The organism is Pseudoxanthomonas sp. SORGH_AS_0997, from assembly GCF_031453535.1.
Taxonomy (GTDB): domain Bacteria; phylum Pseudomonadota; class Gammaproteobacteria; order Xanthomonadales; family Xanthomonadaceae; genus Pseudoxanthomonas_A; species Pseudoxanthomonas_A winnipegensis.
In genome coordinates, this window is record NZ_JAVIZI010000001.1 from 3501888 (window position 1) to 3515505 (window position 13618).

General features: G+C 72.3%; 7 protein-coding genes. 5 read left to right on the plus strand and 2 right to left on the minus strand.

The annotated features are described in order from the left end of the window. Positions 1-2: 2 nt before the first annotated feature. Positions 3-752, minus strand: coding sequence for an MlaE family lipid ABC transporter permease subunit (locus QE438_RS15305; RefSeq protein ID WP_130520537.1), 750 nt, complete (start codon positions 750-752; stop codon positions 3-5). An 11-nt stretch (positions 753-763) separates the two neighbouring features. Next, positions 764-1552, minus strand: coding sequence for an ATP-binding cassette domain-containing protein (locus tag QE438_RS15310; RefSeq protein WP_306994464.1), 789 nt, complete (start codon positions 1550-1552; stop codon positions 764-766). A gap of 611 nt (positions 1553-2163) precedes the next feature. On the opposite strand from QE438_RS15310, the gene QE438_RS15315 reads away from it, so the two are divergent. The 5 genes from QE438_RS15315 (at position 2164) to QE438_RS15335 (ending at position 13572) form a co-directional block, all read left to right on the plus strand. Continuing rightward, positions 2164-2586, plus strand: a complete 423-nt coding sequence (locus QE438_RS15315; RefSeq protein ID WP_306994462.1) for a hypothetical protein — start codon at positions 2164-2166, stop codon at positions 2584-2586. Positions 2587-2860: 274 nt separating this feature from the next. After that, positions 2861-6265, plus strand: coding sequence for an exodeoxyribonuclease V subunit gamma (gene recC, locus QE438_RS15320; protein WP_306994460.1), 3405 nt, complete (start codon positions 2861-2863; stop codon positions 6263-6265). A gap of 178 nt (positions 6266-6443) precedes the next feature. Further along, positions 6444-10202 (plus strand): exodeoxyribonuclease V subunit beta, encoded by a 3759-nt coding sequence (locus QE438_RS15325; protein ID WP_306994458.1) that lies wholly within the window; start codon positions 6444-6446, stop codon positions 10200-10202. A gap of 250 nt (positions 10203-10452) precedes the next feature. Further along, positions 10453-12483, plus strand: coding sequence for an exodeoxyribonuclease V subunit alpha (gene recD / locus QE438_RS15330; RefSeq protein WP_306994456.1), 2031 nt, complete (start codon positions 10453-10455; stop codon positions 12481-12483). A gap of 75 nt (positions 12484-12558) precedes the next feature. Further along, entirely contained in the window at positions 12559-13572 is a 1014-nt protein-coding gene (locus QE438_RS15335; RefSeq protein ID WP_309735185.1) for a virulence RhuM family protein, read from the plus strand. Positions 13573-13618 lie beyond the last annotated feature (46 nt).

The following is a 13618-nucleotide window of genomic DNA, read 5'->3' on the forward strand; positions in this document are numbered from 1 at the left end:
TCTCACTGAAACAACAGGGCGGAAAGGATGAAGTTGAGCATCAGCACCAGCAGCGAGCCGTTGACCACCGCGCGGGTGGTGGCAACCGAGGTGCCCTCGATGGTCGGCTCGGCGTTGAAGCCCACGTAGGCCGCGACCAGCGCCGCCACGCCGCCGAACACCGCCGACTTGAGCAGGGCCACGCCGAAGTCGTCCCAAAGATCCACGCTGCCCTGCAGCGCCGACCAGAACGTGCCGTTGTCCAGGCCCAGCACCTTGACCGCCTCGAACCAGCTGGCGCTGATCGCCAGCGAGCAGAAGAACCCGGTCAGCAGCGGCACGGTCAGCACCGCCGCCCAGAAGCGCGGCGCCACCGCCTTGGCCACCGGATCGATGGCCATCAGCTCCAGCGCCTTGATCTGGTCGGTGGCGCGCATCAGGCCCAGCTCGGCGGCGATCGAGCTGCCGGCGCGGCCGATGAACAGCAGCGCGGTCAGCACCGGGCCCAGCTCGCGGTACAGCGACAAGCCAAGCAGCGTGGACAGCGCGTCGGAGGCGCCGAAGGTGGTCAGCGTGCGATAGCCCTGCAGGGTCAGCACCAGGCCCACGAACGCACCGCCCACCGCGATGATCGGCAGCGAACGCGCGCCGATCTTGTAGATCTCTTTGGTCAGCTCGGCCCAGAAGTCACGCGTCGGCACCGAGGCGCGCAGCACCGAGAGCGAGAACAGCCCGGCGGCGCCCAGCGAGCGGATGGAAGCGGCGAAGGCCATCGGCACGGGTCCTATGCGGCGCGCGCCGAGGCGGCGCTGTCGAAGGGAATGGGGCCATCGGGCGCGCCGCGCAGGAACTGGAGCACCAGCGGGTCCTCGCTGGCCTCCAGCTGCGCCGGCGTGCCGGAGAACACCAGCTTGCCGTTGGCGATCACCAGCGCCTGGTCGCAGACCGGCAGCGTCTCGTGCACGTGGTGGCTGACGATGACGCTGGTCAGCCCAAGCGAATGATTGAGCCGGCCGATCAGCGACATGATCACGCCCGAGGCGATCGGGTCCAGCCCGGTCAGCGGCTCGTCGTAGATCATCAGCGGCGGATCCAGCGCCAGCGCGCGGGCCAGCGCCACGCGCCGGGCCATGCCGCCGGACAGCTCGCGCGGATACAGCCCACCGGTGGCACGCAGGCCGACCGCGTTGAGCTTCAGATCGACCAGCTGGTCGATCAGCTCGCCCGGCAGCGCGGTATGCGTGCGCAGCGGCAGCGCCACGTTCTCGGCCACGGTCAGGTCGGTCAACAGGCCATTGCCCTGCAGCAGCACGCCGAGGTTCTTGCGCAGCTCCAGCAGCGCGCGCGCATTGCGCGGGATCGGCTGGCCGAACAGCTCCACCGTGCCGGCCGCCGGCACCAGCTCACCGGTCAGCGCCGCCAGCAGCGTGGACTTGCCGCTGCCCGACGGCCCCAGCACGGCCGTGATGCTGCCCTGGGGCACCACCAGGTCCAGCCCGGACAGGATCGCGCGCCCGCCGCGATCCAGGCGGACCGCCTCGAACTTCGCAGCAGGGGAGGTGGAATGCGGCATGCGTGGGCAGGCGAGGCGAGAGGAGGGCGGAATGCGAAAAATCGGTTAAGCATGGCCTGCACGGACTGAATGCCACCATGACTGGACTGGCCAGTTCAGAAATTGTAGCCCGTCGGCGTCGATGCTTGCACGCCGGTCCGTTCCCGCTGTCGCAACGCTGCGTGACAGGGGCGGTGTGGTGGCGGTGCTTCCGCGTGTCAGTCGCTAGCCGCGACTTCGAGCTCCCCTGCGCTACGCGCAGGGGAGGGAGCCGCAAGTCGACGACTTCCCGCTCCTGGCCCTGATCTGCCCCCTCCCTTTCGCCGCAGGCGAAGGGGAGGGTTGGGGTGGGGTGCTTTTGCTCTTGCTTCTGTGGCTTGCCCGGTAAAGCCCCAACCCCTCCCCATCCCTCCCCTGCGCTACGCGCAAGGGAGGGGGCTCGAGTGACCGCGCAAACCGAAGCCTTGTGACTTGACCCGCGCGGTAGCGGACCATTGCCCGCCGGATCGCTGCCCATCGAAGCCCCTCGCCTGGAGTCGCCATGGTGCGTCTGCCCCCGACACACCTATGCTTCGACGCAATTCCCGCGAGACGCCCCGATCGTCTCTCCCAAAGAACGCGATTGGCACGACATGACAGGCGCTGACGACGCGCAGGACCACGCGGAGATCGATGCGCTGATCGCCGCCTTCTATGGCGCGTTCGACAATCGCGGCGGACGGGCGACTCCGGCCGAGGCGCTGCGTGACATGTTCCTGCCCGAGGCCATCGTCACGCGGGCAGCCGGCAGCGGAACGGACACGATGACGGTCGACAGCTTCATCGCGCCCCGGGCGCGGATGCTGTCCGACGGCACGCTCACCGACTTCCACGAATGGGAGACGCACGCGCGGACACAGGTGCTGCGCGACATCGCCTGCCGCCATTCGACCTACGAGAAACGCGGCCTCTACCAGGGCACGCCCTACGACGCCGGCGGCGCCAAACTGTTCCAACTCGTGCGAACGCTCCGCGGCTGGCGGATCGCTTCCATTGCCTGGGAAGACGACCCATGAGCTGCCGGCCAGGCTCAGGACCGACCTGAGGCAACCGATGCGCGCGATCTCCGCCTGGATCCAGCGCTAAAACGCACATGTCGCTCCTCTTGCGACGGCGACGTTCGTCGATCAGCTCGCTCAGCCTTTGAGGGCCAAGGTTCCTGCAGGCATCCGGCCACGTTCCGAGCCACCTCAAGCGAGGAAGCATCTTGGAAGAACCGCTGCCGCCAGCAGTTGCAGCCCCTGACCCGATCTCAACCCCGGCGACCTGTCTGCGGCACAATCCCGCACGATGCCCGCGCCGCCGCCCGCCGACTTCCGGCTCTATCCCTCCAATGCCCTGGACCTGCTGGCGCAGCTGCTGGCGGCCGAGCTGCGCACGGCCGTGCCCGGCCAGTCGATCCTCACGCCCGAGGTGATCCTGATCCCGCAGGTGGCGATGCGGCGCTGGCTGCAGGCCACGCTGGCGGCCGAACACGGCGTGGCGGCCAACCTGGAGTTCCTCACCCCGGGCGAATTCGTCGCCCGCGCGCTGGCGGCCAATCCCGCGCCCGGCCAGGCAGCGGACGCGGCCCGCGATGAACTCGACGCGGCCACGCTGCACTGGCGCCTGTATGCGGCGCTGACCGACCCGACGCTGCTGGCCAACCCGGCGCTGGCGCAGCTGGCCGGCTATCTGCGCGGCGACGACGCGCTCAAGCCCTGGGCGCTGGCCGGCGAACTGGCCGGCGTGTTCGAGAAGTACCAGGCCTGGCGCCGCGACTGGCTGCTGCGCTGGGAAGCCGGCGCCGATCCGCGCGATCCGCAGGCCCTGCTGTGGCGCCATGTCGCCGCCGGCACCACGCACCGCGCGCGGCGCATCCAGGAGTACCTGGACCGGTTCGAGACCGGCGCGCTGCCGCAGGGCCTGCCGCGGCGCGTGTTCGCCTTCGCCACGCTCAATGTCTCGCCCGATGTGCTGCGCGTGCTGGCCACGCAGGCGCGCGTGGGCACGCTGCACTTCTACCTGCCCACGCCCGCGCAGGGCTATTGGGGCGATCTACAGGCGCTGGGTCCGCGCGCGCGCGCGGCCGCCTCGGCGGACGCGGACCTGTTCGAAGGCACCGCCGGCGACAACCGCCTGCTGCAGGCCTGGGGCGCGGCCGGGCGCGACTTCATGGCGATGCTGGGCAGCTACGAAGTGGTACACCCGAGCGCGGAGATCGAGGTCTATGCCGACCCGCTCGACACCGGCCAGCGCACGCTGACCGAGGGCGGCCTGGGCGATACCTTGCTGCGCCGCCTGCAGCACGACCTGCTGCGCCGCGCCGCGCCGCCCGAGCCCGCGCCGCTCACCAAGCTGGACCCGACCGACCCCAGCCTGCAGGTGCACGCTTGCCACACACGCCTGCGCGAGCTGCAGGTGCTGCACGACCAGCTGCGCGGCCTGCTGGAAGACAAGCGCTTCGACCCGCCGCTGCAGCCGCGCCAGATCGCGGTGCTGGCGCCGGACATCGATCCCTATCTGCCGTACCTGGAAGCCGTGTTCGGCGGCGACACGGCCGGCGCGCGCATTCCCTATGCGCTGGCCGACACCAGCCCGCTGGCCGGCGAGCCGCTGGCCGAGGTGTTCGTGCGCCTGCTGGACCTGCCGGTCTCGCGCTTCGGCCTGCACGAGATCCTGGACCTGCTCGCCAGTCCGCCGCTGGCCGACGCGGCCGGGCTGGACGCCGCCGCCTTCGAACGCCTGCACGGCTGGCTGGCCGCCGCCGGCGCGCGCTGGGGCGTGGACGCGGCGCACCGCGTGCGCCACGGCGCGCCGGCCGACGACGCCTACACCTGGGCCTTCGCGCTGGACCGGCTGCTGCTGGGCCACGCCAGCGGCAGCAGCGACGAGATCGCCGGCGTCGCGCCCTATCCGGCGCTGGAGGGCGGCGCGCTGGATGCGCTCGATGCGCTGCTGCGCCTGCTGCGGGTGCTGGCCCGCACCCAGCGCAGCCTGGACGAGGCGCTCTCGCCCACCCAGTGGCGCGAGCGCCTGCTGGCCCTGCTCGACGCCCTGCTGCCGCAGCCCCCGACGGCGGCGAACACCCAGCGCGCGCTGGACCGCCTGCGCACGCTGATCGATGCCTTCGCCCAGGACGCCGCGCGCGCCGGCTTCGCCGCCGCCGTGCCGGCCGAGGTGGTGCGCGCGCATTTCGCCGCGGTGCTAGGCCAGGCCGACACCCGCGCGCCGCTGCTGACCGGCGGCGTGAGCATCGGGCGCATGGTGCCGATGCGGCTGCTGCCGTTCCGCGTGATCTGCCTGCTGGGCATGAACGATGGCGAGTTCCCGCGCCGCGATCCGGCCGCCGGCCTCAACCGTCTCACCGCCGAGCTCGGCAGCGAGCGGCGCCGTCACGGCGACCGCTCCACGCGCGAGGACGACCGCTTCCTGTTCCTGCAGCTGTTCGCCGCCGCGCAGGACGTGTTCTACGTCAGCTACCTGGGCGCCGATGCGCGCGATGGCAGCGTGCGCGAGCCCTCGGCGCTGGTCAGCGAGCTGATCGCCGAGGCCGCGCGCTACCACGCCGATCCGGTCGCGGCGGCCAAGGGGCTGACGGTGCGCCACGCGCTGCAGCCGTTCGCGCCGGCCGCCTTCGGCGCGAACGGCGATCCGCGGCGCTTCAGCTATCGCACCCAGTGGCAGCCGGCCTCGGCCCGCATCGGCGGCGCGCGCACCGCGCTGGCGCCGTGGTACCAGGCAGGGCTGCCCGCGTCGGGCGGCGAGCCGGACAGCGTGCTGCCGCTCGAAGCGCTGCGCCGCTTCCTCACCGCGCCGGCCGAGCAGTTCCTGCGCCAGCGCCTGGGCCTGCGCCTGGCCGAGGACCACGACGTCGGCCAGGACGTCGAGCCGCTGCTCGCGCCCGCCGCCGGGCTGGAAAAGGCGCTGTTGCAGCAGCAGGTGTTCGACGCGCTGCTCGAAGGCCACGACGAGGGCCTCTACGAGACGCTGCGCGCGCGTGCGCTGCTGCCGTCCGGGCCGCTGGGGCGCCAGCAGCTGACGGCACTGGTCGCACGGCTGCAGCCGTATGCCGAGGCCTTCATCGCCTGGCGTGACGCCGCGCCGCGCGGCAGCGTACGGGTGGAGGTCGAGCTCGATGCGCTGCGCCTGCAGGGCCGCCTCGAGGGCGTCTACGAGCACGGCCTGGCCCATGTGCGTCTGGGCGCGATGAACGGCCCGGCCGCGATCCGCCAGGGGCTGGACTGGCTGCTCGCCAGCGCGGCCGGGCTGGCGCTGCCGCTGGTGCGCTTCTTCGATCCGGGCAGCCGCGACCTGCCCGGCATAGGCCCGTTCGTGCGCGCGCCCCTGGCCCCGGACCAGGCCCGTGCCGCCCTGCAGCGCCTGCTCGAGGTGCGCGCCCGCGGCCTGCAGGCGCCGCTGCCGTTCGGCCCGTACAGCGGCTGGGAATACTTCATCGCCGAGGACGCCAACAAGGCGCTGAAGGCCGCTGTCGCCCGCTGGCGCGGCAGCGAGCGCAGTTGGGGCGAAGGCAACGGCGAGGCCTACCAGCTCGCCCTGCGCGGCCGCGACCCCTTCACCGACCCGGCCCTGCTGCGCGACTTTGCGCAGACCAGCTTCGACATCTTCGGCGCGGTCGAACACGGCACCCTGCACGCCGGCTTCGACGACGCGCACGCCTTCGCCGCAGAAGCGGAAAGCGAGGGAGAACCATGACGGGGCAGGGCGGCTCACGCGATTACTGCCTGCAGCATGGGCGCGGCGGCCAAGGCGGAGCCAGCAGACGCAGCCTGCCCAATGGACGCGGGCCGCTGCACCTCGATGTGTTCGCGAGCCGCTCGGCAATGCAGCCGCCCTTCGCATGCGCCCGCCGCACAGCGCACCAGGCCCGCGCATGACCCCGCCCACCGACCCCTTCCTCCACCTGCCCCTGACCGGCACGCGCCTGATCGAGGCCAGCGCCGGCACCGGCAAGACCTTCACCCTGGCCACGCTGGTCACGCGGCTGGTGGTCGAGCGGCGCCTGCGCATCGGCCAGATCCTGGCGGTGACCTTCACCGACGCGGCCACGCAGGAGCTGCGCAAGCGCATCCGCGAGCGCCTGGCCCTGGCCGCCTCCCTGGTCCCCGACCCGGTGGGAGCCGCCATGGCGGCGAGTGGCTCTACCGACCAACTCGCCGACTCCTCCGATATCCCACCGCGGCAAGGCGGCGCAGGCGCAGTAACCGGGGAAAGCCCCTCGCCGCCATGGCGGCTCCCACAGGGGCAACAGGACCCAGCACAGGACGCAGCCGAAGCGCCCGACATCGCCCTCAGCCGCGCCATCATCGCCGCGCACCTGCAGACCGGCGACGAGACGCCCGCGCAGCTGCGTCGCCGCCTGCGCCAGGCCGCCGACGAGATCGACCTGGCCGCCATCTTCACCATCCACGGCTTCTGCGCGCGCGTGCTGCGCGAGCACGCGCTGGAAAGCGACCAGACCTTCGCCGCGCCCGAGCTGCTGGCCAACGACCGCGCGCTGCGCGACGAGCTGGCCGCCGACCTGTGGCGCACCACCGCCGCCGACGCGACGCAGGCGCCGCTGCTGATGACGCTGTGGCCCGCCGGCCCCGAGGCCCTGGCGCGCGACCTGGACGCCTTGATCCGCCAGCCCGTGCTGCTGCCGCCGCTGCCCGCGCAGGCCGACGACCCCGAGCGCAGCGCGGCCGAACTGCATCGCGCCTCGCAGGCGCTGGCCGACGCCTTCGCCACCCATGGCGATACCTTGCGCGCCGCGCTGCTGGAGGCGGTCGAAGCCAAGATCCTCAACGGCCAGAGCTACAAGGCCGCCTGGATCCACGAACTCTGGGACGACCTGACCCAGCGCTGCGCGCGCGGCGACTGGGCCACCCCGCCGCACCCCAAGCTGGCGATGCTGGCGCCCGAGGCGCTGGAGGCCAGGACGAACAAGGGCAAGGCCGCATCCACGCCGACCTCGCCGCTGTGCGCGCTGATCCCGCCGTACCTGGCCGCGGTCGCCGAGCTGGCCGATGCGCAGGAACGCGCCAGCGTGCGCCTGCTCCACGCCCTGCGCGACACCGCCCGCACGCGCCTGGCCCAGCGCAAGCGCCAGCTGCGCGTGCAGACCTACGACGACCTGATCGACGGCGTGGCCGACGCATTGGCCGGGCCGCACGGCGCCGCGCTCGCTCAGCGCCTGCGCGCGCAGTACGCGGTGGCGCTGGTGGACGAATTCCAGGACACCGACGCGCGCCAGTGGGCGATCTTCGACACGGTGTTCGGCGAGGGCGCGGGCGAGGGTGCGGACGGCCGCTTCCTCGCCCTGATCGGCGACCCCAAGCAGGCCATCTACGGCTTCCGTGGTGGCGATGTGCAGACCTACCTGCGCGCCGCGGCCACCGCGCAAGCCGCGCCGCCGCTGGAGCGCAACTTCCGCTCGCGCCCGGCCGTGCTGCGCGCCATCCAGGCGCTGTACGCGCAGGCCGGCGCGCAGGCCTTCCTCGACGAGAACATCGCCTTCCACCCGGTGCTGCCCGGCACCCAGCGCCGCGATGCCGACTACCTGCGCGGCGGGCGCGACGCCCCCGCGCTGACGCTGTGGCAGGCGCCGCCGCCGCCCAGCGACGAGGCCGGCAAGCAGAAGCCCTACAGCGCGCAGCGCTCGCGCGAGCTGGCCACCCAGGCCTGCGTGGCGGCCATCCATGCGGTGCTGAGCGAAGCCCGCGACGGCGACGCCACGCTCAACGGCGCGCCCGTGCAGCCCGGCGACATCGCCGTGCTGGTGCGCACGCACCGCGAGGCCACGCGCATCCAGCAGGCGCTGGCCGCGGTGGGCATCCCGGCGGTGGCGGCGGGCAAGCAGAGCCTGTTCGCCACACCTGAGGCGCGCGACCTGCTGACCCTGCTGCTGGCGCTGCTGCACACCGCCGACGACGGCCGCCTGCGCGCGGCGCTGGCCACCGTGCTGCTGGGCGTGGACGCGGCCGGCATCGGCGCGCTGGAAGAGGACGGCGCCGCGCTCGGCGCCTGGCAGCAGCGCGCCGTGGCCTGGCGCGAGCGCTGGCAGCGCGGCGGCCCGCTGGCCCTGGTCTCGGACCTGTGCGCCGACAACGCCGAGCGCCTGCTGGGCCTGTTCGATGGCGAACGCCGCCTCACCAACTACCTGCAGCTGGGCGAACTGCTGCAGCAGGCCGATGCGCGCGCGCTGGGCCTGGCCGGGCTGGTGGACTGGCTGGGCCAGCGCATCGCCCAGGCCGACCCGGACGACGAGACCCAGCTGCTGCGGCTGGAATCGGACGCGCGCCGCGTGCAGATCGTCACCTTGCACAAGTCCAAGGGCCTGGAGTACCCGCTGGTGTTCCTGCCCTTCGCCGGCATCGGCGGCAAGCCGCCCGACCCGGGCCGTGCCTGCGTGGTGGCCGACGAAGACGGCACGCGCGCGCTGCACTGGCGACTGCAGGTCGAGACCTCCGGCTGGGCCACCGCCAGGCAGCGCTGGGTCGATGCCCAGCGCGCCGAGGACGCGCGCCTGCTCTATGTCGGCCTGACCCGCGCCGAGCACGCGCTGTGGATCGCCACCGGCGCCTTCTACGAGCACCGCAGGACCCCGCTGTGGCCGATGCTCGACGGCCTGCCCGAGCTCGCCGACATCGTCCGCGACGACGCCCAGCCCGCCGCGCTGCCGTGGCTGCCGCCGCCGCATGCCGGCGACACGCCGCCCGCACGCCAGGCCACGCGCCACCTGGCGCCGGACTGGTGGGTCTACAGCTTCACCCAGCTGGCCAACGCCGAGGGCGGCAGCGTCGACACCTCCACGCGCGCCACGGTGGCCACCGCCGGCGGCCGCGACGAACCCGAGGCCGACCCCGCGCCGGACGCGACCCAGCCGGCCGAGGCCTTCGATGCGCGCTTCTCCGGCAACCGTTTCGGCGTGGTGCTGCACGCGGCGCTGGAGGAGGCCGACTTCGGCGCCTGGCGCGACTGGCAGGCCGGAGACCTCGCGCCGGCCGACGAGCGCGGCACGATCGAGACCGCGCTCAAGGCCGGCGGCTACCCGCTCGACGCCCTCGACGACGGCGTGGCCGCGCTGACCGACCTGATCGGCCAGACCCTGACCGTCGCCCTGCCCGAAGGCCTGCGCCTGTGCGAGCTGCCGCCCGAGGCGCGCCGCGCCGAGATCGAATTCCAGTTCGCCCTGCAGCCCACCCAGGTGGACGCGCTGCTGCAGCTGCTGCACGCCCATGGCGTGATCCGCGAGCGCCACGGCTTCGGCCTGCGCCGCGTGCTGGAGGGCCTGATGACCGGCCTGATCGACCTCACCTACACCCATGACGGGCGCTGGTACGTGCTGGACTACAAGTCCAACCGCCTGCCCCAGTACGACGCGGCGGCCATGGCCCAGGCGATGGCGCACAGCGAGTACGACCTGCAGGCGCTGATCTACACCCTGGCCCTGCACCGCTGGCTGCGCTTCCGCCTGGGCGCGGCCTACGACTACGCCCGCGACTTCGGCGGCCTGCGCTACCTGTTCTGCCGCGGCCTGGACGCCGCCCGCGCCGACTCGCCCGGCGTCCATGCCCAGCGCTTCGCCCCGGAACTGATTCACGCCCTGGACGCCCTGTTCGCCGGCAACGCCGCCGAGGCCGCAGCATGAGCGCTCACTTGCACGCTTCGGTTCACCCGCACGCGCACCGTCCTGCCCCCTCTCCCCCGCGTGCGGGGGAGAGGGCTGGGGTGAGGGGGCGCCTCCGAAGTCACGCACAAAACGCACGCAGCACACCGCTCGAAGGCAACAAGCGCAAACCCCTCCACGCCCAACCGAACACGCGCTTCCTTCCCACCCCCACCCGCGACCCCAAGCACGCTCGCAATCACGGTGCCGAAGCACCAAGCGAGCGCACACCATGAGCTCCACCCCCTCCCTCCTCACCGCCCTCCACACCCAAGGCCACCTGCGCACGCTCGACCACGCGTTCGCACAGAGCCTGCGCCGCCTGCGCCCCGACACACCGGACGCGGTGCTGGCCGCCGCCGCCCTGGCCTCGCTGGCGGTGGCCAACGGCCACGCCGGCTTCGACCCCGCGCGCCCGCGCCTGCTGATCGACGCCGGCCCCGCCCCCAGCGCCGACCCGCCGCTGCCCTGGCCCGATCCAGCCGACTGGATCGAACAGCTGCGCGCCTCGCCCTGGATCGCGCAGCCCGACGATCCCCTGACCACCTCGGCCACCGACGCACCGCTGGTGTTCGAACACACCGGCGAGGGCGCCGGCCTGCTCTACCTGCGCCGCTACCGCGAGTACGAAGCGCGCCTGGCCGCCGGCCTGCGCCGCATCGCCGCGCAGCCACCGCTCACCGACGATCCCGGCCGCGTGCGCGAGGTGTTCGCCGCGCTGTTCCCCCACGCCGCCCAGGGAGAGGACCGCCAGGCCCGCGCCGCCGCGCTGGCCCTGCGTCGCGCCCTGCTGCTGGTCACCGGCGGCCCCGGCACCGGCAAGACCACCACCATCTCCCGCCTGCTGGCGCTGCGCATCGCCCTGGCCGCCGCCTCGGGCGCGCCGCCGCCGCGCATCGCCCTGGCCGCGCCCACCGGCCGCGCTGCCGAGCGCATGGCCGAAAGCCTGCGCCGCGCGGTGGCCGCGATGCTGACCGCCGGCATCGACCCGGCCCTGTGCGCCGCGTTGCCCGACACCGCCAGCACCCTGCACCGCCTGCTCGGCGTCATCCCCGACAGCCCCGCGTTCCGCCACACGCCCGACAACCCGCTGCCGCTGGACGTGCTGGTGGTGGACGAGGCCTCCATGGTCGACCTGCCGCTGATGTGCAAGCTGGTCGAAGCCGTGGCCGACGGCACCCAGCTCATCGCGCTGGGCGACGCCGACCAGCTGCCCTCGGTCGAGGCCGGCGACGTGCTGGCCGCGATCCTCGCCGCTGCCGGCCCGGGCGATGCCCTGCGCGAGGACGACGCGCGCGCGCTCCAGCCGCTGCTCGGCCCCGGCACGCCCATCGACGCCGACGCCACCGGCCTGCGCGGCCACCGCGTGCAGCTGCGTCGCGGCTACCGCCAGGACGCGGACTTCGACCTCGCCCCGCTGGCCGAAGCCGCGCGCAGCGGCGAGGCCGACACCGCACTGGCCCTGCTGCGCGGCGGCGGGCTGCAGGGCGTGCACTTCCACGAAGACGTGCTGGATCCGTTCGACGTGCAGCGCGAGGCCCTGCTGGCGCACTGGCGCAGCCTGGCCGACGCGCCCGACCCGGCCACCGCCCTGGCCCGCGCCCAGCGCCTGCGCCTGCTCACTGCCGTGCGCGAAGGCCCACAGGGCGCGCGCGGCCTCAACGCCCGCATCGAGGAACTGCTCTCCGGCCGCCGCACCGGCCCCACCCCAGCCTGGTTCCACGGCCGCCTGCTGCTGATCACCCAGAACAGCTACCGCCACCGCCTGTTCAACGGCGACATCGGCATCTGTTTGCGCAGCGGAGCAAGTCCCGTTTTGGGACGAAGCGAAGCCAGTCCCTTCTCGGGGTGCAGCGAAGCAAGCGCTCTTGCGGCACAGGACGACAGCGGCCCCCTGATGGCCTGGTTCCCCGGCGACGCGCCTGGCGAAGTGCGCGCCTTCCACCCCGCCACGCTGCCCGCCCACGACAGCGCCTTCGCCATGACCGTGCACAAGGCCCAGGGCAGCGAATTCGACGAAGTCTGGCTACAGCTGCCCCGCAACGACAGCCGCGTCCTCTCGCGCGAACTGATCTACACCGCCATCACCCGCGCCCGCACCCGCCTGCACATCGCCGGCAGCGCCCAGGTCCTGCGCGACGCCCTGGCCCGCCACGCCGAGCGGATGTCAGGGTTGGCGTGGCGGTTGGGTGAACATGAGAATGCGACGGAGCCCGCGCGCGCCGAGGATGCGGCGACACCGATTCAGGGCGACTTGTTCTGACGCAGATAGGAGACGGAATGAACCAGGAAGATCAAGACGCGCCGCATTCGGAGCTGGTCCTCTACCGCACGGAGGATGCGCAGACGCGCATCCAGGTTCGGTCTGGAGGGCGAAGACGTTTGGCTGACACAGGCTCAGCTCGCCGAGCTGTATCAGGTCTCCGTCAAGACCATCAGCGAGCACTTGCAGAACATCTACTTAGAGGGCGAGCTCGAATCTGAACGAACTATCCGGAAATTCCGGATCGTTCAGATGGAGGGTGCGCGCCAGGTGCGGCGTCCTGTGGACCATTATCAACTGGCCGCCATCCTCGCCGTCGGCTACCGCGTCCGCTCCGCCCGGGGCACGCAGTTCCGCCAGTGGGCAACCGAGCGCCTCTCCAGCTATCTGGTCAAAGGTTTCGCCCTGGACAGCGAGCGTCTCAAGCGCGGCCCGGACGACGGTTACTTCGAAGAGTTGCTGGAGAAGATTCGGGACATCCGCTCCTCGGAGAAGATGTTTTGGCGCAAGGTGCTGGATATCTACGCAACCAGCGTCGATTACGATGCGAGAGCCGAAGCCAGCCAGCGCTTCTTCGCCACCGTGCAGAACAAGATGCACTGGGCGGCGCACGGACACACCGCCGCGGAACTGATCCTGGCGCGTGCCAATGGCGACAAGCCACAGGCCGGCATGACCAACTGGGTCGGCAGCGCGCCGCGCGGCACCGACGCGGTGGTGGCCAAGAGCTATCTGCAGGCCGATGAACTGGAAGCGCTCAACCGCATCGTGACGGCGTATCTGGAGTTCGCCGAGCTGCAGGCACTCAACCGCAAACCGATGACCATGGCCGATTGGATCGCCAAGCTCGATGACTTTCTGCGTCTGAGCGATCGCGCGGTCCTGACGCACGCAGGCAGCGTCAGCAGCGAACAGTCGCTGGAACATGGCAAGGCGCAGTTCGCCAGGTTCAAGCGACACCAGCTGAACCAGCCTTCGCCTGTCGAGCGCGACTTCGACGCGGCGACACGGGATCTGAAACAGATCGAGCAAGCACGCAAGCAGCCTGTGCGTGGCACGAAGCCCGGCCCCGGTCGGAAGAAGCGTTAGCCAGCCACTGCAGGCGCCGCCCATCGGGGTTGTTTACCGTCGCGCA